This window comes from Ciceribacter ferrooxidans (assembly GCF_004137355.1).
In the GTDB taxonomy this organism is placed as follows: domain Bacteria; phylum Pseudomonadota; class Alphaproteobacteria; order Rhizobiales; family Rhizobiaceae; genus Allorhizobium; species Allorhizobium ferrooxidans.
This window is the reverse complement of sequence record NZ_SDVB01000170.1, coordinates 412,590-431,654: the sequence shown is the minus strand read 5'-3', so window position 1 is coordinate 431,654 and position 19,065 is coordinate 412,590. Positions and strand designations below refer to the sequence as shown.

Sequence of the window (19,065 nt, the reverse complement as noted above, 5' to 3'; positions counted from 1 at the left end):
TATGGGCGAAGCAGTTGACGAAGGCGGGCGCGGGTCGGGGTCGCCGGGCTTTGTGCATTTGCGGCTGCATTCGGCCTATTCGTTGCTCGAAGGTGCATTGCCGCTGAAGAAGATTCTCCGCAAGGCCGCCGCCGACGGCCAGCCGGCGATCGCCATTACCGACACCAACAATCTCTTCGTCGCGCTCGAATTTTCGCAATATGCCGTCGGTGACGGACTGCAGCCGATCATCGGCTGCCAGCTGTCGATCGACATGGAGGATGCGAGGGACGACAAGCGGTCGTCCCATGCGCCTGCCAGATACCCGGCGATCGTGTTGCTTGCGGCGGATGCCGCCGGCTACGAGCGGCTCGTCGATCTCGTCAGCCGTGCCTACCTCGAGGGCGAGGGGCACCAGGCGGTGCATGTCACCGCGTCGTGGCTGGAGGAACGCGGGACGGACGGGCTGATTGCCCTGACTGGAGCTTCAGGTGGGCCAGTGGACGTCGCGCTTTTGGAAGGACACGGCGCGCAGGCCGAAGCGAGGCTTTCGACGCTGAAGCGACTTTTCGGCGACCGGCTCTATGTCGAGCTGCAGCGCCACGGCGACTACGACCGCCGCCACGAGACGAAGATGGTGCAGCTCGCCTATCAGTACGACCTGCCGCTGGTCGCGACCAACGAAGCCTTCTTCCTCACCCGGGAGGACTATGACGCGCATGATGCGCTGATGGCCGTCGCTCACAATGCGATCGTTTCCGATGACAACCGTTTCCGCCTGACACCCGATCACTATCTGAAGAGCCGGGCCGAAATGCAGGCGCTCTTCGCCGACCTGCCGGAGGCGATCGAGAACACCGTCGAGATCGCCATGCGATGCTCCTTCGTGCTCAACACGCGCAAGCCGATCCTGCCGCGCTTTGCCGGCGTCGGTGCCGATCCGGAGGAGGCGGAGAAGGCCGAGGCGGAGGAACTGAGGCGGCAGGCGGTCGAGGGGCTCGACCGGCGGCTCGCCGCGCTCGGAATGGCCCCCGGCTATGAGGAGAAGGACTACCGCGAGCGGTTGGAGTTCGAACTCGGCGTTATCGAACGCATGAAGTTCCCCGGCTACTTCCTGATCGTTTCCGACTTCATCAAATGGGCCAAGCAGCATGATATTCCCGTCGGGCCGGGCCGCGGCTCGGGCGCGGGCTCGCTGGTCGCCTATGCGCTGACGATCACCGACGTCGACCCCTTGCGTTTCTCGCTGCTCTTCGAACGCTTCCTCAATCCGGAGCGCGTGTCGATGCCGGACTTCGACATCGACTTCTGCCAGGACCGGCGCGAAGAGGTGATCCGCTACGTCCAGCGCAAGTACGGCCGCGAACAGGTGGCGCAGATCATCACCTTCGGTTCACTGCAGGCGCGTGCGGCCCTGCGCGATGTCGGCCGCGTGCTGGAGATGCCCTACGGCCAGGTGGACAAGATCTGCAAGCTGGTGCCGAACAACCCGGCGAATCCGACGCCGCTCTCCAAGGCGATCGAGGAAGAGCCGAAGCTCCGCGAGGAGGCCGACGCCGAGCCGGTCGTCGCCCGTCTTCTCGACATCGCCCAGAAGATCGAGGGCCTCTACCGCCACGCCTCGACCCATGCCGCCGGTATCGTGATCGGCGATCGGCCGCTGTCGAAACTGGTGCCGATGTATCGCGATCCGCGCTCCGACATGCCGGTCACCCAGTTCAACATGAAGTGGGTCGAGCAGGCCGGCCTCGTCAAGTTCGACTTCCTGGGTCTGAAGACCCTGACCGTGTTGAAGACGGCTGTCGATTTCGTCGCTCGTCAGCGCGGTGTTACCGTCGACCTCTCGGCGATCCCGCTTGACGACAAGCCGACCTACGAAATGCTGTCGCGCGGCGAGACGGTCGGCGTGTTCCAGGTTGAAAGTGCCGGCATGCGCAAGGCGCTGATCGGCATGCGGCCGGACTGTATCGAGGACATCATCGCGCTGGTGGCGCTTTATCGCCCCGGTCCGATGGAGAACATCCCGGTCTACAATGCCCGCAAGCATGGCGAGGAGGAAATCGCCTCCATCCACCCGCAGATCGACTACCTGTTGAAGGAGACGCAAGGGGTTATCGTCTACCAGGAGCAGGTGATGCAGATCGCCCAGGTCCTGTCGGGCTACTCGCTCGGCGAGGCCGACCTTCTGCGCCGCGCGATGGGCAAGAAGATCAAGGCCGAGATGGACCAGCAGAGCGCCCGCTTCGTCGACGGCGCGATGAAGAACGGCGTGTCCAAGCCCCAGGCCGAGAACATCTTCGAACTGCTGGCCAAGTTCGCCAACTACGGCTTCAACAAGTCGCATGCCGCGGCCTACGCGATCGTCTCCTACCAGACAGCCTACATGAAGGCGCATTATCCGGTCGAGTTCCTCGCGGCGACCATGACCTACGATATGGCCAACAGCGAGAAGCTCAACGACTTCCGCCAGGATGCGGGCCGTCTCGGCATCAAGGTCATCCCGCCGTCGGTGCAGACCTCGTTCCGCCATTTCCAGACCGGCGACCGCTGCATCTACTATGCGCTCGCCGCGATCAAGGGCGTGGGCGAATCGGCGGTCGACCACATCGTCGAGGTCCGCGGCGACAAACCCTTCGAGAGCCTCGAGGATTTCTGCCTGCGGATCGATCCGAAGCAGATCAACCGCCGTGTCTTTGAAAGCCTGATCTGTGCCGGCGCGTTCGATTGTTTCGGTCACGACCGCGCCGAACTGATCGGCGGGCTCGACCGCGTCCTCGGCTATGCGCAGCGCGCGCAGGAAAATGCCGTCAGCGGCCAGTCGGACATGTTCGGCGCCGGCGGCGCCACCGGGCCGGAGAAAATCGCCTTCCCGACATACACGCCGTGGCTCGCCTCGGAGAAGCTGCACCGCGAATTCCAGGTGCTGGGCTTCTATCTCTCCGCCCATCCGCTCGACACCTACCGGTCGCTGCTCGAAAAGATGCGCGTCCAGACCTTCGCCGACTTCTCCGCCTCGGTGAAGCAGGGGGCGACGGCCGGACGTCTCGCCGGCACGGTGACGGGACGCCAGGAACGCAAGACCCGCACCGGCAACAAGATGGGCATCGTCACGTTTTCGGATTCCTCCGGGCAGTTCGAGGCGGTCCTGTTCTCCGAAGGCTTGAACCAGTATCGCGACCTCCTGGAATCCGGCAAATCCGTGGTGATCACGGTCGCCGCGGAAGAGCGGCCGGAAGGCATCGGGCTCAGGATCCAGACGGCACAGTCGCTCGAGGAAAAATCGCTGCAGATGCAGAAGGCGCTACGCGTCTATGTCCGCGATTCCGGCCCGCTGAAGGCGGTCGCCGCCCACCTCAACACCAGGGGTGACGGCCTCGTCTCCTTCGTCGTCATCAAGGAAGACGGTCAGCGGGAGATCGAGGTCGAGCTTTCGGAAAAGTACCGCATCTCGCCGGAGATCGCCGCAGCGTTGCGGTCGGCGCCTGGCATCGTCGACGTCGAACTGGTGTAACCGGCGCCGGACGGCGGTGCATTGCCGGCGTCAGCCGCGCGGCACCTTGCGGGTCACGGTGATGAAGTCGGTTCCGTCGCCGGTCTCCGGCCCGATCCCCGAATCGGAAATGGTGATCGAGCTGCCTTCTCCGAGCATGGGCTCGATCTTCCGGCGCACGGCGTCCGGGATGGAGATGCGGTCGAGCGTCTGCGCAAGCGTCGGCGCGGTCTCGTCGGCCGCGGGTGCTTCGATGCCGAGGCGCTTCATCGTCGCGTTGGAGAGGTTGTTCTCCAGCGTGACGCCGCGCCACTCGGCGCTGCCGGCGAGCAGGTCGACATGCGTCGCCTCGACGAAATGGGTGCCGAGCGGCTTCTGCGGATCGGCGATCGCGATCGCGGCCTCGAAGACAGGCTTGAATTGCTGCCGCACCATGATCTGGCCGAGCGGCGGCTCGCCCTTGCCGGCGCTGGCGTAAAGCCGCCCCAGAAATTCGGGCGTCAGGATTTCACCTTTGGTTTCGAGCCCCTTCCAGCGCTTGTAGCCGTTGATCGCCGAGATAGTCTGGCGGCCGAGATAGCCGTCGGCAATGCCGGCGTCGAAGCCGAGATCGGTGAGCATCGCCTGCACATCCATCAAGGTCTCGCGCTGGCCGCGCCTTGTGATGAGAATGCGCACGGGCGGAACGTCGGCGAAGACCTCGGACGACTGGACCGGGCTCGTCGCGTCCTTTTCGACCATCGCGACCTGGACTGGTCTCCGTCCCGCCTCGATGGTGGACGGTCGCAGTTCCGCATCTGAGAGAAATTGACCCCCGGCGACCGGCCGCCGCGGCTGGAAAAGCGCCGCATGGCGCACGGGTGCCGGAACGATCGGCTCGTCGGTGATGATGACGTGGGCGCCGCGCTCGGTCATCTGGTAGAGCGCCTTGGCGAAGGCACGGGGCAGCCGCACGCAGCCGTGGGAAGCGGGATAGCTCGGCACACTGTTCGATTCGTGGAGCGCAACGCCGGACCATGTGAGCCGCTGCATCCACGGCATCGGAGCGTTCGAATACAGGTTGGACTCGTGATAGCGGCGCTTCTCGAGGATCGAGAATATGCCGGACGGTGTCGAGTGCCCGGGTTTGCCGGTCGAGACATGGGATGTGGCGACCACCTGGTCGCCGTCATAAACCGTCAGGCTCTGTTCGGCCTTGGAAACATAGATCTGCAGCGAGCCGCCGTCCCCGGCGAAGCTCTCGGAGGCGAGCGTTGTCGCGGAAAGCAGACACACGACGTGCAGGTACTTCAGCATGCGATTTCGTCCTCAACGCGAAACTGACCGGGCGAGTATTTATGCCGGTCGCTAAAATACCGGCCGAAGTTTAAGGAAGCTTTTCTCTTTCCTGGCCTGCGATCACGAGTTTGTGTGAGTTTGTATTTCATGCAATACTAATTTTGGAGGGGGATTTATGCAGGTCGATGTTGCGTCCACGTTCGATGAACTCGATGCCTGGAAGGACGACTGGGAGCGCGTCCATGCCGCCGATGGCGAGGCCCATTGCTTCCTCTCCTGGGCGTGGATGCGGCGCTGGCTCGAGCGTCGTTCGCCCTGGCTGGTGCTCGCCGCCCGGCGCACGCCCCCGAACCACGGCTATGTCGCGTTCCTGCCGATCCAGTTGAGGATCTCGGCGGATGACACGGGCCTTTTCAACCTGGTGCTTCTCGGCGGGGCGCCGTTTGCCGGCTATTGCGGTATGATCGCCGTTCCGGAGGAAGCCGAGGCGGCACTCGATGCCTTTGCCGCCTTTCTGCAGGATGAGGTTGGCTGGCGGCATTTCGTTCTCGATGACGTGCTGATGTCCGAGCTGCGGCTGAAGCGCCTGCTGGACGCCTTTCCGCAAGCGGAGTTCACCCACGGCAAGGTGAAGCGGGCCGCACATGTGACCGCCGGCGGTGACAGCATCGACCACGACGTTTACGTCTATGTGCCCCTTGCCGATGACTACGAAGACTTCCTTTCAGAGAAGCTCGGCGCCCGCACCCGCCGCCATGCGCGCAAGGCGCTGCGCCTCCTCGATGACCCCGAGCAGGAACTTAAGGTAACACTGCCGACCGCCGACACGCTGGCCGAAAGCATTGACACCTTCTGTGAGCTCTGGCGCCGGCAATGGTGGGATCTGCGGCCGACCTATGGCGAGTTCATCCTGGAGAGCGCGCGCCACATGCTGCCGGCCTGCTTCGAGGCGGGCATGCTGCATATGCCGATCCTGCGCCATCGCGGCAGCCCGGTTGCCGCCTTCGTCATCCTCCTCGATCCCTCCCGCCGGACGATGGTCGGTTTCCTGAGCGGTCGCGATCTCTCCTTCGACCGTTCCGTCAGCCCGGGCCTCATCCTGCACTGCCACAGCATCCGCTGGGGGATAGAGAACGGCTATCGCATCTACGATCTCGGAACAGGCGACTACAGCTACAAGGACTCGTTCGGTTCCGAGCACCGGATCGTCGAGAAATACAGGGTCTCGACCCGCGACGGGCAGAATATCGGCGGGCGGCTCGATCCGCGGACGGTGGACGAGGCGCTTGCCCGGACGGCGGCGCTCGCCCGGGAGGGAAAGCTGGCGCTGGCGGCGACCTGTTGCGCGCAGGTTATTGCAGCCGCGCCGACGGACCCGCGAGCCTCGGCGCTTGCGGCCGAGATCGACAAGGCGCGGCATGTGCTTTCCGAACGTCGCTTTGCCGCCGCGACGGCCTTGCTCCGGGCGGACAGTCTCGCAGACGCGGAACGCGCTCTGCTGGAGGTCGTGGACCTCTCCCCCCGGCACGCCGGCGCGCTGCAGGCGCTTGCCCTCCTCCGCCTCAGGAAGGGAGACTTCGACGGGGCGATCCGTCATATCGATGAGGCGATCGCCGTCCTGCCGGGCTCGGCTCCGGCACATTTCTGTCGCGGCAACATCCTGGTCCGGCAGGGCCGGTTCGGCGAGGCGCTCGAAAGCTATGAGCGGGCAGTCGCGCTCGATGGAAACCACGCGCCGGCATTCAACAACCGCGGTACGCTGCTTTACCGGATGGGGCGGCGGGAAGAGGCGATCGACAGTTATCGGCGGGCTCTGGCGATCGATCCGGGATTTGTGAGCGCCGCGGACAATCTCGAACGCGCCTGCGGCGAACGGCACGCGGTGCCGGTACAGTCCTAGCTATTTCCGCCGCCCGAACGTGTAGCCGGTCTCGACCGTCGACTTGCCGAACTTGTCGCGCAACTTGTCCATCGCCGCCTCGGCGGCGGCGCGTCGGCCCGCCTGCTGGTCAACGAGGTCCGGCGGGTCGGCGACCGAAGCTTCCTTGAGATCGGTGACGCCGATTCCGATCAGCCGGAAGCGCGTGCCGTCGGTCTCCTTTTCCAAGAGCGTCAGCCCGGTGCGGAAGATGCGGTCGGCAAGCTGTGTCGGATCTTCCAGACGCCGGTTGCGCGTGCGGCCCTTGAAGTCCGCCGTCTTGAGTTTCAGGACGACGGTCTGTCCCGATATCCTGTGCTTCTTCAACCGCCACGCGACCTTTTCCGACAGCGCCCGCAGGTGGATGACGAGATCCTCGTGGCGGCTGATGTCCTCGAAGAAGGTCGTTTCGGCAGAAACGCTCTTCGCCGCCTCGTTCGGATGGACGTCGCGATCGTCGATACCGCGGGCAAGGCGGTAGAGCCGCTGGCCGATCGAGCCGTAGCGGCGCATGAGATCGGCCTCCTCCATGGTCTGCAACTGCCCGACGGTGCGGATGCCGTCGCTTTCGAGGGTTGCCGCAAACGCCTTTCCGACGCCCCAGATCGTCGTCACCGGGCGCGGAGCGAGGAACTCCAGCGCCTCCGTCTGGCCGATCACCGAAAAGCCGCGAGGTTTCTGCAGATCGGAGGCGACCTTCGCCAGAAATTTGCAATAGGAGAGGCCGACGGAGACGGTGATGCCGACTTCCTGCTCGACGCGGCGGGCAAAGCGGGCGAGCACGCGTGCCGGCGGATCATGGTGCAGCCGCTCGGTGCCGGAAAGCTCGAGGAACGCCTCGTCGATCGAGAGTGGCTGCACGAGCGGCGTCAGTTCCTCCATCATCGCCCGGACCTGGCGTCCGACGCGTACGTATTTCTCCATGTCCGGCTTGATGACGACGGCGTCGGGACAGGCTTCCAGTGCCTTGAACATCGGCATCGCGGAACGGACGCCGTGGATACGGGCGATGTAGCAGGCGGTCGAAACCACGCCACGCTTGCCGCCGCCGACGATCACCGGCTTGTCGGCGAGTTCCGGATTGTCCCTCTTTTCGATCGAGGCATAGAAGGCGTCGCAATCGATGTGGGCGAGCGTGAGCTTGTAGAGTTCCGGATGGTAGACGAGCCGGGGGCTGCCGCAGCCGCTGCAGCGACGATTGCCATGCGGCTGGCCTCTGAGGCAGTCGCGGCAGAAGCCTGGATACGCGGTCGGGTCGATTGTCATCGCTGGAACAAATGTTGAACATTCGCAGACTTAGCGTTACTCTTGCACGACTCGGCTGGCAAGGAAAATGCGATGAACGAACGATTCCATGCCCAACCTCTCACCGCCGACCGCTGGGGCGACTTCGAGGCTGTTATGGGGCCGCGCGGTGCCTGCTACGACTGCTGGTGTACCCATTTTCGTCTGCCGCCTGCCGAGCGGAAGAGCTTTGTCGGCAGCGAGAAGAAGGACTTCATGCACCGGCGCGTGGGCGAGGGGCCGCCTCCGGGCATCATCGGCTACCTCGGTGACCGGCCCGTCGGCTGGGTGCAGGTGGGGCCGCGCGCCGATGTGCCGAACTGGAATTCTCCGCGCACCGTCTCGCGCCCGCTCGATGAGGCGGACGCGGAAGACCCGAGCGTATGGGCGGTGAGCTGCTTCTTCATCGTGTCGAAAGAGCGCGGCAAGGGCCTGAGCCATCGGATGCTCGACGCCGCCGTAGTGCATGCCCGTTCTGCTGCGGCGCGCGTCATAGACGCCTGCCCGATCGAGCGGACGAAACAATCGAAGTCCGTTGGTCTTTATGTCGGATCGAGACGAATTTTCGAAGCGGCCGGATTTTCCGAGGTGGCGTCGAGAAAAGAGGGAAGGCCGTTGATGCGGCTGGTGCTGTGAGTCGCGAGACCGGGTGCCGCCTCAGTATTCGCCCGAATCAAGCCCGGGGCCGGAATAGTGCCGCCACGCCTTCACGACGGTTTCCGGCGCGATGCCTGAGGCGTCACAGAACGCGATGAGCGTGGGCTCGTGGCCCATGAGGAAGTCGAGCATGCCGGCGAGAAAGCCGGGATCGTTGATCGCCTGACGGAGTTGATCGGCCCGGGTGCCGCTCAAAGCCAGGAAGCGGCCGAGCATTTCCGGTTCACCTGCAAGCCATGTGAGCACGGCAATGGCGGTTTCTTCCGGACCGGGCGGCAATTCTAGAGGTTTCATGTCGTGTTCCGAGTTACCTTTTTCTCAACCAAATGAACTTAATATTCCATCGAGGGGAAGGTGCAACAGCCAACCGCAACTTGCCGCGGCGGCCTGGAACGCCGGGGCTGAAGGATCGCATCGTATGCCGAAGAAGGTCATGATCGTCGAAGACAACGAGCTCAACATGAAGCTCTTCCGCGATCTCATCGAGGCTTGTGGGTACGAGACCATCCAGACCCGCAATGGCATGGAAGCGCTCGATCTCGCGCGCCGCTACCGGCCCGATCTCATCCTGATGGATATTCAGTTGCCGGAGGTCTCCGGCCTCGAAGTCACCAAGTGGCTCAAGGACGACCCGGAATTGCACGTCATACCCGTCATCGCCGTTACTGCTTTCGCCATGAAGGGCGACGAGGAACGCATTCGCCAGGGCGGCTGTGAAGCCTATGTATCAAAACCCATTTCTGTGCCAAAATTTATCGAGACGATCAAAGTCTATCTCGGTGATGCCTGAAACACCGGACAAATTGTCATGACCGCCAGAATTCTTGTCGTCGACGATATTCCAGCCAACGTGAAGCTGCTCGAGGCGCGGCTTCTCGCCGAGTACTTCGACGTGCTGACGGCCGACAACGGCTTTGCCGCCCTCGAAATCTGCGACAAGACGCATGTCGACGTCATCCTGCTCGACGTCATGATGCCGGGCATCGACGGGTTCGAGGTCTGCGAGCGCCTGAAGGCCAATCCGAGGACGTCGCATATTCCCGTCGTCATGGTGACGGCGCTCGACCAGCCGTCCGATCGTGTCCGCGGCCTGAAAGCGGGTGCCGACGACTTCCTGACGAAGCCGGTCAACGACCTGCAGCTCATTTCGCGCGTGAAGAGCCTGGTGCGCCTCAAGACGCTGACGGACGAACTGCGTATCCGCACCGAGGCGGCTCGCAGCATGGGTGTGGAGGATATGCTGCGGATGGGGGACGGTCGGATCGATGAGATCGCCCAGGTCCTGCTCGTCGACGGGCGTGCCAACAGCCAGGAACGCATCATCAAGGCGCTGAAGCCGGTGGCGGCGGTGACCGCAAGCTCCGATCCGCAGGCGGCCCTGTTCGAGGCGGCTGAGAATGCCTTCGACCTGGTGATCGTCAATGCGAATTTCGATGATTACGATCCGTTGCGCCTCTGCTCGCAACTGCGTTCTCTCGAACGCACGCGTTTTATTCCGGTCCTGCTCGTGACGGACAACGGCGACGAGCAGATGATCATCCGTGCGCTCGATCTCGGTGTGAACGACTATCTTGCGCGCCCGATCGATCCGAATGAACTGGTCGCACGCACGCTGACGCAGATCCGCCGCAAGCGCTACAACGACCGCCTTCGCCTCAGCGTCAAGGAGAGCATCGAGCTTGCCGTCACCGACGGGCTCACCGGCCTCCACAATCGCCGCTACCTCGACAATCATCTCAAGGTGCTCTTCAATCGTGCGCAGGCGAGGGGCCGTCCGCTCTCGATCTGCATCACTGACATCGACCGCTTCAAGCAGGTCAACGACACCCACGGCCATGACGCCGGGGACGACGTCATCCGCGAGTTCGCCACCCGTATCCGCTCGACGGTGCGCGGGGCCGATCTCGCCTGCCGCTACGGTGGCGAGGAATTCGTGGTGGTGATGCCCGATACGACGGCGGAGGCGGCTGCGGTCATCGCCGAGCGCCTGCGCGGCATGATCGAACATCGCCCGTTCGCTCTGAAGGCCAGCGCTTCGTCTCTCGACGTCACCGCCTCGATGGGCATCGCGACGCTGACGCCGAATATCGAGACGCCCGAGCAACTGCTGAAGCAGGCCGACCGCGCACTCTACCAAGCAAAAAGCGCCGGTCGTAACCGGGTCGTCGCCGCGGCGGCCTGATTTTACCGATAGAACAGCAGGAAAAGCACGACCGCCTCGCCAGCGGTCGGCATTGCTGCGCGCGCGTCAGCTGCAAAATATGGCCGCCCTCCAGCCGTCGTCTTCTGTTCACGAGCGGAACAAGTGGGCGGAAGTATTCGCGTTTTGTTGTTCTGTCCAACAGTTTGTATAGTGCTATTATTTGCCCTCGTGAATTTTCGCATCTTAACCATAGTTCCGGACAAAGAATGAAACGGTTAAGAAAATGTTGCTTTTTCTCTCCAGTTGCGCAAGTTTGACATCACCGAAAACAAGGCCTCCTGGAAGGCCGGATATACCCCATGATGCTCAGGTCCGCCGCATCTCCTGGGTCGTGGGGTCGGTCGGTTGGCATGCTTCAAACGCGGTTCCTCGTACCGCAGGCATGCCGACCGACCCCCATTCAACGAAGAAGCACCGCCATCCGGTTCCGGAGCGGTGCTTTTTTGTTGGCGGAAAGCGGATGGCGAGATCGCAGAAAACGAAAAAGGCGCGGGGCCGGGGCCGCGCGCCTTCGAAGAAGGGAAGAGATCAAGCCTTACTTGATCTTGGCTTCCTTGAATTCGACATGCTTCTTGACGATCGGATCGTACTTCGTCTTCGTCATCTTGTCGGTCATCGTGCGGCTGTTCTTCTTGGTAACGTAGAAGAAACCGGTGTCGGCTGTCGACAGCAGCTTGATCTTGATCGTGGTCGCTTTCGCCATGGTCGTCCTGCCTTTAATAACAATCAAGCCGTGGACGACCAGAGCAGCCCACGGCAAATTCTGGCGCGAAACTACAAATCACGCCCGAAAAGTCAAGCCTGTTTCGGTTTAAAAAGCAGCCTGACCACCGAAACGAGGACGTAGAGCCCGAAGAAGCCCGCAATCGCCCAGGCGAAACCATGGTTTCCAGCGATATCGATCGCCGCTCCGATCCCCTGTGGTCCCGCGACCGTGCCGACGGCGTAACAGAAAACGAAGGCGGCATTGGCGGCGGCGAGGTCCGCTCCGGTGAGTCGCGAGCCGAGGTGGCTCAAGCCGACGGTGTAGAGACCGGAGACGCAGCCACCCCAGAAGAGCAGTACGAGCGCCATGAGCGCCCAGCTCTGTGACAGCCAAGGCAGCGCCAGCGATCCGCAGAGGCCGATGACCGCCATGATCGAGAGCAACAGCCGACGGTCCTTCAGCTTGTCGGAGAGCATTCCGAGCGGGATCTGGAACACCATGTTGCCGATTCCCATCACCGTCAGCAGCAAAGCTGCCTGCGCCTCGGTAAAGCCGGTGCGCGTCGCGTAGATCGGGAAGAGCGACAGGCCACCCGCTTCCACGGCGCCGAAGACGAAGACCGCGACGGTCGCCGTCGGCACCAGGAAAATATAGCGGAAGAAGTGCTGTTCCGGCTTGCTGTCGAGGACCGGGCTTTCCCGCCGGGCGATGAAGATCGGCACGGCGGCGACGAGGATCGCCAGCGCCCCGACGACGAAGGGCAGCACGCCGTCACTGCCGAGGACGGAGAAGAGCAGGGGGCCGCAGGCAAAGCCCACTGAAAGCACCGTCGCATAGATGCCGAGGACGAGGCCGCGGCGGGAGGGCGGGGCCGCCGCATTGATCCAGAATTCGGACAGGATGAAAAGCGTGGTCGTTGCCCCGTGGAAGACGAGGCGCAACGGAAACCACATCCAATAGGCCTCTGCATAGTAGAACCCGAGCGCGCTCGCGGCGGAGAGTACCACCGCCCAGAGCATGGTGCGGGCGACGCCGACATCGTGGGCGAGCTTGGTCGTCACCGGCGCCGCGACCATGGCGGCGATGCCGGCCATGGCGGAGTTGAGGCCGATCAGCGTCGAGGAAATGCCCCGCTTCTCCAGGATGATGCTGAGGAGCGGCAGTCCGAGGCCGATCGCGATGCCGACCGCCGTGATGGCCGAGATGGCGGCGACCAGCGAGGGCCAGTGGATGTCTTCGCGGTGACCGTTTGCGCCGTTCTTCGGCTTGGACATGGGGCAGTTCCTCAGATGTCGCCGCGGAACGTTCGTCCGCGACGGCTATAGTAGAAGGGACCCGGGCTTCCGAATGGCAATGACGGATCGGCTTTCAGCCGGCCGACGACGTCTTCGAGAATGGTCCTCGTGATCAGCGGCATGTTCAGACCCGATGACGCCTCGATGTCAAGCCATGTGAGATCATGCAACTCGGCCGAGTCGCGGACATCGCCCGGATCGATGGCGGCCTCGTCGGTGAAGGTGAGAAAGAAGCGGGTGTCGAAACGGCGGACATTGCCGGGCGGCGTGATGGCGCGGGCGACGTAGCGCAGGTTTGCGAGATCGGCGGCGGTGGCGCCTTCCGACTGTCGTCCGATGAACAGGCCGGTCTCTTCGCGAAGTTCTCGCACAGCCGCAAGTGCCAGAGCACGGCCACGCCGCAGCGCCGCGGGATCGCTGCTGCCGGCGGCGAGCCTTTCAAGGACCTGCGGATGAAGATCGCGGATGTAGGGCAGGGTGTGGTCGCCACGGTCCCGCCGGCCACCCGGAAAGACGTAGAGATTCGGCATGAAGACGTGGCGCTCGCCGCGCTTGCCAAAGAGCACGCGCAGGCGTCCGTCCGTGCGGTCGACCACGATCAGCGTCGCCGCGTCCTTGGGCGTCAGGCGCGGGGTCGGTGAAACGGCTGTAGTCGGGTCAGGAAATGCGGAACGGCTCATTGATCCTTCGGCAGCGGATCGTATTCGGCCGGATCGTCACTCTCGCCACCGAAGCCGTGCATGCGCAATGCCCATTGCAGGCCGATGACGCCGCCCTTGATCGGCTGGATGGCGAGCAGGGTGGTGATGACGCCGAGAGGTGCCCAGATGGCGAGGTGCACCCAGTCCGAGGCGGGGAAGATGAGGTCCGTCATCATGAAGCCGCCGAGCAGCACGTGGCCGAGGACCAGGATCGCCAGATAGGGCGGCAGGTCGTCGGCGCGATGGTGGAACATCTCCTCCTGGCAGGCGGCGCAGCGGTCGACCGGCTTCAGGAAGGCCCGGAAGAGCTTGCCGCCCCCGCAGGCGGGACAGGTGTTCAGCATGCCGCGCATGATCGATTGTCCGACAGGGCGGTTCGCTTCCTGTCCGCCGAGGCGAAGCGCCGTATCGGCCGGGTTGTCTTGCATGTCGAACTTCCTTTCGTGTCGGGCGCGCCGTCAGCGTCGCCCGCGCCGTGCCCGCGTGCCCGGCTGCTTCTTGCCGCGACGGGTGGTCTTGTGGAACGAGCGGGTCGCCGTCGGCATTTCGCGGCCCTCGCTCAGCATTTCGAATCGCAGCGCGCCGGCGAGCGGCACCGCCTCGACGAGCTTCACCAGAACCGCGTCTCCGAGCCGGTAGCCGAGGCCGGTCTTCTCGCCGGAGAGCGCCTGGTGTGCCTCGTCGTAGATATAGTAATCCCGCCCCAGCGTTGACACCGGCACGAAACCATCGGCGCCGAACTGCGGCAATGCGACAAATAGGCCCGCCTTGGTGACACCCGAGACGCGGCCGTCGAACTCCTCACCGATGCGGCCGGCGAGATGATGGGCGATCAGCCGGTTCACGGTATCGCGTTCCGCCGCCATAGCCCGCCGTTCGAAGGTGGAGATCTCTGCGGCGATATCGTCGAGCGCGGCCTCCTCGTCCGGGGTGATGCCGCCTTCGCCGAGACCGAGCGAACCGATCAACGCACGATGCACGATGAGGTCGGCATAGCGCCGGATCGGCGAGGTGAAGTGGGCGTATTTCAAGAGGTTGAGACCGAAATGGCCGATGTTTTCCGGGCTGTAGATCGCCTGGCTTTGCGAGCGCAGCACCATTTCATTGACCATGGTCTGGTGCGGCGTGTCGAGCGCGCTCGCCAGAATGCCGTTGAAGCTGTTGGAACGCAGCTGCCCGCCCTTAGCCATGTTGATGCCGATGGTCGCGAGGAACTCGCGAAGCGCCTCCTGCTTGGAAAGCGCCGGCGCGTCGTGGACGCGATAGACGAGCGGCTGGCGCTTCTTTTCGAGCGTCTCGGCGGCGGCGACGTTCGCCTGGATCATCATTTCCTCGATGAGCTTGTGCGCATCAAGCCGTTCGGGAATGAAGACGCGATCGACGGTGCCGTCGGGCTTCAGCAGGATCTTGCGCTCCGGCATGTCGAGTTCGAGCGGCTGGCGGCGGTCGCGCCCGCGCTTCAGAACGTCGTAGGCGTGCCAGAGCGGCTTCAGGATCGTCTCGAGCAGGGGGCCGGTCTTGTCGTCCGGCGCCCCGTCGATGGCGGCCTGCGCCTGCGCATAAGAGAGCTTGGCCGCGCTTCTCATCATGATCCGGTGGAAGGTATGGCCGGCCTTTCGGCCTTCCTTCGAGAAGACCATGCGCACGGCGAGCGCCGGGCGGTCGACGCCTTCACGAAGCGAGCAGAGATCGTTTGAGATCCGCTCGGGCAGCATCGGCACCACGCGGTCGGGGAAGTAGACCGAATTGCCGCGCTTCACTGCCTCGCGATCGAGCTGCGATTTCGGCCGCACGTACCAGGAGACGTCGGCGATCGCGACGGTAACGATCACGCCGCCCGGATTATCCGGCGAGGTGTCTGGTTCTGCATAGACGGCGTCGTCGTGGTCCTTGGCGTCCGCAGGATCGATGGTGATCAGAGGCAGGTCGCGCCAGTCCTCCCGATGCGACATGCCGGCGAGCTTCACCGTTTCCACCTCGGCGAGAACGGAAGGCGGGAAGATGTGCGGAATGCCGTGCGCGTGGATGGCGATCATCGAAATCGCCTTTTCCGACGCGACGGAGCCGATCACCGAAAGCACCTTGCCGCGCGGCAGGCCGAACCGGCTGCTGCGCGCGATTTCCGCCTCGACGAGATCGCCGTCCTTTGCCTCGGCCCGGTCGGCACTGTCGATCAGCATTTCCTCGTCGCGCCGGTCGATCGGCATCAGCCGCCCGCCGCCGCCCGGCGTTTCGCGGAAGACGCCGAGCATGGCGTTGCGACGCTTGTCGAGAATCTTGATGACGCGGGCGGTGTAGGCGGGGCCTGCGCGATCCTTCGCGGGAAAGACCTTGGCGAGTACGCGGTCTCCGAGCCCGCCGACGGGCGCCTTGCCCTTGGCGCGATCGGAGCTCGACTGACGGATGGCGACGGCGGGCGCGACACCGAGTTCGTCCGCCCATTCGGCGGGCCGTGCAATGAGCTCGCCGTCCTTGTCGCGTGTGGTGATGTCGAGAACTGCGACCGAGGGCAGGGCGCCGGGGCGCGTCAGCGTCTTGCGGCTCTTCTGCACCAGCCCATCGTCCTCCAGCGCGCGCAGCACATCCTTGAGTTCGACGCGCGCCTCGCCCTTGAGGCCAAAGGCCTTGGCGATCTCGCGCTTGGAGGCACGGTCCGGGTTTTCCGCAATGAAGCGCAGCAGTACTTCGCGCGAGGGAACGGCGCCGTGGATGATCGGCAGGTCATCACCTGCCGGATCAGTCTCTCCCCGCCGGGGCTTGCCTTTGCGGGTGTCTGCGGGGCGGCTCGTGTCGCGCGATGGCTTCTTCAATCGTCAGCTCTTCTTCGCTTTCGAGGCCGTCTTGGCCTTCGGTTTCGCTGCCGTCTTCGTCTTGGCAGCCTTGGTGCCGTCGGCCTTTGTCGCCTTGGCGGAGGTCTTCTTCGCTTTCGTGCCCGCCTTGCCGCCGGACTTGCCGGCCTTTTCGGCGATCAGTACCAGCGCCTCCTCGACGGTGACGGACAGCGGATCCTTGCCCTTCGACAAGGTGGCATTCACCTTACCCCAGTTGACGTAAGGACCATAGCGTCCGTCGCGAACGGTGATTGCGCCGCCGTCCGGATGCTCGCCGAGCTCCTTCAGTGCCGCTTGGGTGGTTCGCCCGCGGGCTCCGGGTCCCTTGCTCTGCTTTTCCGCCAAAACTGTGACCGCGCGGTTGAGGCCGATCGAGAACACGTCCTCGATGCTGTCGAGATTGGCGTAGGTACCGTCATGCAGCACGAACGGCCCGTAGCGGCCGAGGCCAGCCGAAATCATCTTGCCGCTCTCGGGATGCTTGCCGACATCGCGCGGGAGCGACAGCAGCGCCTGGGCCTTTTCATAGTCGACGGTCGCCGGCGTCCAGCCCTTGGGCAGGGAGGAACGCTTGGCCTCCTTGCCTTCGCCGCGTTGGACATAAGGTCCGAAGCGGCCGCTGCGAAGCGTGATCTCCTCGCCGGTCACGGGATCCTTGCCGAGGTTCTTCGTCTCGGGGACACCCGAGGCCTCTGCATCGGCGCCACCCTCCGAGGAGAGCTGGCGGGTATAGTTGCACTCCGGATAGTTGGAGCAGCCGACGAAAGCGCCATATTTGCCGAGCTTCAGCGACAGCTGCCCGGTGCCGCAGACCTGGCAAATGCGCGGGTCCGAGCCGTCGTCCCGCTTCGGGAAGACGAGCGGTGCAAGCGCTTCGTTCAACGCATCGAGCACGTTGGTGACGCGCAGTTCCTTGGTGTCTTCGATCTGGGAGAAGAAATCGCGCCAGAAGTCCCGCAGCACGTCCTTCCAATTCAGCTCGCCGGCGGAGATCTGGTCGAGCTTCTCTTCGAGGTCGGCGGTGAAGTCGTATTCGACATACTTGGTGAAGAAGCTTTCGAGGAAGGCCGTCACCAGCCGGCCCTTCGCCTGCGGGATGAGCTTGCGCTTGTCGATCGTCACATAGTCGCGGTCGCGGAGCGTTGCGAGCGTCGCGGCATAGGTCGACGGGCGGCCGATGCCGAGCTCTTCCATCTTCTTGATCAGCGAGGCTTCCGAATAACGCGGCGGCGGCTCGGTGAAGTGCTGGCTGGCATTCACCTTGCGCTTTTCCAGCATTTCGCGGGCATTGATTTCCGGCAGGCGGCCGCTTTCGTCGTCGTCCTCGCCGTTCTCGCTCTCGTCGCGCTGATCGGTATAGGCGGCGAGGAAGCCATCGAAGCGGACGACGGAGCCGACGGCGCGCAGGCCCGCTTTCTCGCCGTCGCGATCGGCGAGGATTTCCGCTGTCGTGCGCTCGATCTCGGCCGAGGCCATCTGGCTGGCGATGCCGCGCTTCCAGATCAGTTCATAAAGCCGCAACTGGTCGGAATCGAGGTGGCTGCGGACCTTGGCCGGGATTCGGTTGAAGTCGGTCGGACGGATCGCTTCGTGGGCCTCCTGGGCGTTCTTCGCCTTGGTCGAGTAGAAGCGGGCCTTTTCGGGCAGGTAGCGGGGGCCGAACTGGTCGCCGATCGCATGCCGCGCCGCATCGATCGCTTCCGGCGCCATCTGCACGCCGTCGGTACGCATATAAGTAATGAGACCGACCGTCTCGCCGCCGATGTCAATGCCCTCGTAGAGCCTCTGGGCGATCTGCATGGTGCGCGAGGCGGAGAAGCCGAGCTGCGACGATGCCGCCTGCTGCAGGGTCGATGTGGTGAAGGGCGGGCCCGGATTGCGCTTGACGGGCTTCGCCTCGACGCTTTCGACGACGTAGCGGGCGCCTTCCAGCAGGTCCTTGATCCGGTGGGCGGCCTCGCCGTTCTTGATCGAGTTCTTCTGGATGCGCTTGCCGTCGGCGGAGACGAGGCGAGCCTCGAACTCGTCGCCGCGCGGCGTCTTCAGGAGCGCGGAGATCTGCCAGTATTCCTCGGCGACGAAACGTTCGATTTCCGTTTCGCGGTCGCAGACGAGGCGAAGCGCCACCGACTGCACGCGGCCGGCCGAACGTGCGCCCGGAAGCTTGCGCCAGAGGACCGGCGAAAGGTTGAAGCCGACAAGATAGTCCAGCGCCCGGCGGGCAAGATAGGCGTCGACGAGCGCCTCGTCGATGTCGCGCGGCTGCGCCATTGCGTCAAGAACGGCCTTCTTGGTGATCGCATTGAAGACGACGCGCTTGACCGGCTTGCCGTTCAGCACCTTCTTCTTCTTCAAGAGGTCGAGAACATGCCAGGAGATCGCTTCACCTTCGCGATCCGGGTCGGTCGCGAGAAAGAGGCCGTCGGAGTCCTTGACTGCGTCGGCGATGTCCTTCATCCGCTTCGCAGAGGCGCCATCGACCTCCCAGACCATCTCGAAGTCGTCGTCCGGCCGCACGGAACCGTCCTTGGCCGGCAGGTCGCGAACGTGACCGAACGAGGCTAGGACCTTGTATCCCGATCCGAGATACTTGTTGATCGTCTTGGCTTTGGCTGGAGATTCAACGACTACGACATTCATGCTTTTTCTCGGTACAAGCCAGCGGACCTTTGATCTTCAGCACGGCTGAGAGCGGTACGTTGCGTTACAGGCCTCCCGACATG

The 19,065-nt window shown here is 63.8% G+C and carries 14 protein-coding genes; 5 read left to right on the top strand and 9 right to left on the bottom strand.

Annotation, left to right across the window (positions count from 1 at the left end; genetic code table 11):
* Position 1: 1 nt before the first annotated feature.
* Entirely contained in the window at positions 2-3,490 is a 3,489-nt protein-coding gene (dnaE, locus tag EUU22_RS06530) for a DNA polymerase III subunit alpha (protein ID WP_129331491.1), read from the top strand.
* Between the two features lie 30 nt (positions 3,491-3,520).
* On the opposite strand, the gene EUU22_RS06525 is transcribed toward dnaE, so the two are convergent.
* The gene (locus EUU22_RS06525) at positions 3,521-4,765 is read right to left on the bottom strand and encodes a L,D-transpeptidase family protein (protein WP_129331216.1); all 1,245 of its coding nucleotides are present in this window, start codon (positions 4,763-4,765) and stop codon (positions 3,521-3,523) included.
* A gap of 157 nt (positions 4,766-4,922) precedes the next feature.
* Between EUU22_RS06525 and EUU22_RS06520 the strand changes: the two genes are divergently transcribed.
* Complete coding sequence (locus EUU22_RS06520; protein WP_129331215.1) at positions 4,923-6,647, top strand: GNAT family N-acetyltransferase; 1,725 nt, start codon at positions 4,923-4,925, stop codon at positions 6,645-6,647.
* Here the strand turns inward: EUU22_RS06520 and EUU22_RS06515 are convergent, their stop codons facing one another.
* Positions 6,648-7,931, bottom strand: coding sequence for a DNA polymerase IV (locus EUU22_RS06515; RefSeq protein WP_129331214.1), 1,284 nt, complete (start codon positions 7,929-7,931; stop codon positions 6,648-6,650).
* Positions 7,932-8,003: 72 nt separating this feature from the next.
* On the opposite strand from EUU22_RS06515, the gene EUU22_RS06510 reads away from it, so the two are divergent.
* On the top strand, positions 8,004-8,585 hold the full coding sequence (locus EUU22_RS06510) for a GNAT family N-acetyltransferase (protein ID WP_129331213.1): 582 nt from the start codon (positions 8,004-8,006) through the stop codon (positions 8,583-8,585).
* Positions 8,586-8,606: 21 nt separating this feature from the next.
* On the opposite strand, the gene EUU22_RS06505 is transcribed toward EUU22_RS06510, so the two are convergent.
* Complete coding sequence (locus tag EUU22_RS06505) at positions 8,607-8,900, bottom strand: DUF3572 domain-containing protein (protein ID WP_129331212.1); 294 nt, start codon at positions 8,898-8,900, stop codon at positions 8,607-8,609.
* 124 nt (positions 8,901-9,024) lie between these two features.
* Here EUU22_RS06505 and EUU22_RS06500 point away from each other — a divergent pair, with 124 nt between their 5' ends.
* Both EUU22_RS06500 and EUU22_RS06495 read left to right on the top strand, forming a co-directional pair.
* Positions 9,025-9,396 carry a response regulator gene (locus EUU22_RS06500; RefSeq protein ID WP_112687182.1) on the top strand — a complete coding sequence of 124 codons (372 nt, stop codon included), beginning with the start codon at positions 9,025-9,027 and terminating at the stop codon, positions 9,394-9,396.
* Positions 9,397-9,414: 18 nt separating this feature from the next.
* Complete coding sequence (locus EUU22_RS06495; protein ID WP_129331211.1) at positions 9,415-10,788, top strand: PleD family two-component system response regulator; 1,374 nt, start codon at positions 9,415-9,417, stop codon at positions 10,786-10,788.
* Between the two features lie 556 nt (positions 10,789-11,344).
* Here the strand turns inward: EUU22_RS06495 and rpmG are convergent.
* The 6 genes from rpmG to topA all read right to left on the bottom strand — a co-directional run bounded on the left by rpmG (position 11,345) and on the right by topA (position 18,982).
* Positions 11,345-11,512: a 50S ribosomal protein L33 gene (gene rpmG / locus EUU22_RS06490; protein WP_112687186.1), complete on the bottom strand. Its 168-nt coding sequence runs from the start codon at positions 11,510-11,512 to the stop codon at positions 11,345-11,347.
* Between the two features lie 92 nt (positions 11,513-11,604).
* Positions 11,605-12,789: an MFS transporter gene (locus EUU22_RS06485; protein ID WP_129331210.1), complete on the bottom strand. Its 1,185-nt coding sequence runs from the start codon at positions 12,787-12,789 to the stop codon at positions 11,605-11,607.
* Between the two features lie 11 nt (positions 12,790-12,800).
* Complete coding sequence (locus EUU22_RS06480; protein ID WP_129331209.1) at positions 12,801-13,490, bottom strand: NUDIX hydrolase; 690 nt, start codon at positions 13,488-13,490, stop codon at positions 12,801-12,803.
* Positions 13,487-13,939, bottom strand: coding sequence for a DUF983 domain-containing protein (locus tag EUU22_RS06475; protein WP_129331208.1), 453 nt, complete (start codon positions 13,937-13,939; stop codon positions 13,487-13,489). Before EUU22_RS06475 ends, EUU22_RS06480 begins: the two co-directional genes overlap by 4 nt.
* A gap of 30 nt (positions 13,940-13,969) precedes the next feature.
* A complete protein-coding gene (gene rnr / locus EUU22_RS06470; RefSeq protein ID WP_245484931.1) occupies positions 13,970-16,231 on the bottom strand; it encodes a ribonuclease R in 2,262 nt (753 codons plus the stop codon).
* Between the two features lie 93 nt (positions 16,232-16,324).
* Positions 16,325-18,982, bottom strand: a complete 2,658-nt coding sequence (topA, locus tag EUU22_RS06465; protein WP_129331206.1) for a type I DNA topoisomerase — start codon at positions 18,980-18,982, stop codon at positions 16,325-16,327.
* Positions 18,983-19,065: the final 83 nt, after the last annotated feature.

Excerpts from the sequence above, each read along its gene's own strand:
- EUU22_RS06515 (WP_129331214.1), bottom strand. The coding sequence starts at position 7,931 with ATGACAATCGACCCGACCGCGTATCCAGGCTTCTGCCGCGACTGCCTC.
- EUU22_RS06475 (WP_129331208.1), bottom strand. The coding sequence starts at position 13,939 with ATGCAAGACAACCCGGCCGATACGGCGCTTCGCCTCGGCGGACAGGAA.
- rpmG (WP_112687186.1), bottom strand. The coding sequence starts at position 11,512 with ATGGCGAAAGCGACCACGATCAAGATCAAGCTGCTGTCGACAGCCGAC.
- EUU22_RS06500 (WP_112687182.1), top strand. The coding sequence starts at position 9,025 with ATGCCGAAGAAGGTCATGATCGTCGAAGACAACGAGCTCAACATGAAG.
- EUU22_RS06485 (WP_129331210.1), bottom strand. The coding sequence starts at position 12,789 with ATGTCCAAGCCGAAGAACGGCGCAAACGGTCACCGCGAAGACATCCAC.
- EUU22_RS06505 (WP_129331212.1), bottom strand. The coding sequence starts at position 8,900 with ATGAAACCTCTAGAATTGCCGCCCGGTCCGGAAGAAACCGCCATTGCC.
- EUU22_RS06510 (WP_129331213.1), top strand. The coding sequence starts at position 8,004 with ATGAACGAACGATTCCATGCCCAACCTCTCACCGCCGACCGCTGGGGC.
- EUU22_RS06525 (WP_129331216.1), bottom strand. The coding sequence starts at position 4,765 with ATGCTGAAGTACCTGCACGTCGTGTGTCTGCTTTCCGCGACAACGCTC.
- dnaE (WP_129331491.1), top strand. The coding sequence starts at position 2 with ATGGGCGAAGCAGTTGACGAAGGCGGGCGCGGGTCGGGGTCGCCGGGC.
- EUU22_RS06495 (WP_129331211.1), top strand. The coding sequence starts at position 9,415 with ATGACCGCCAGAATTCTTGTCGTCGACGATATTCCAGCCAACGTGAAG.
- EUU22_RS06520 (WP_129331215.1), top strand. The coding sequence starts at position 4,923 with ATGCAGGTCGATGTTGCGTCCACGTTCGATGAACTCGATGCCTGGAAG.
- EUU22_RS06480 (WP_129331209.1), bottom strand. The coding sequence starts at position 13,490 with ATGAGCCGTTCCGCATTTCCTGACCCGACTACAGCCGTTTCACCGACC.
- topA (WP_129331206.1), bottom strand. The coding sequence starts at position 18,982 with ATGAATGTCGTAGTCGTTGAATCTCCAGCCAAAGCCAAGACGATCAAC.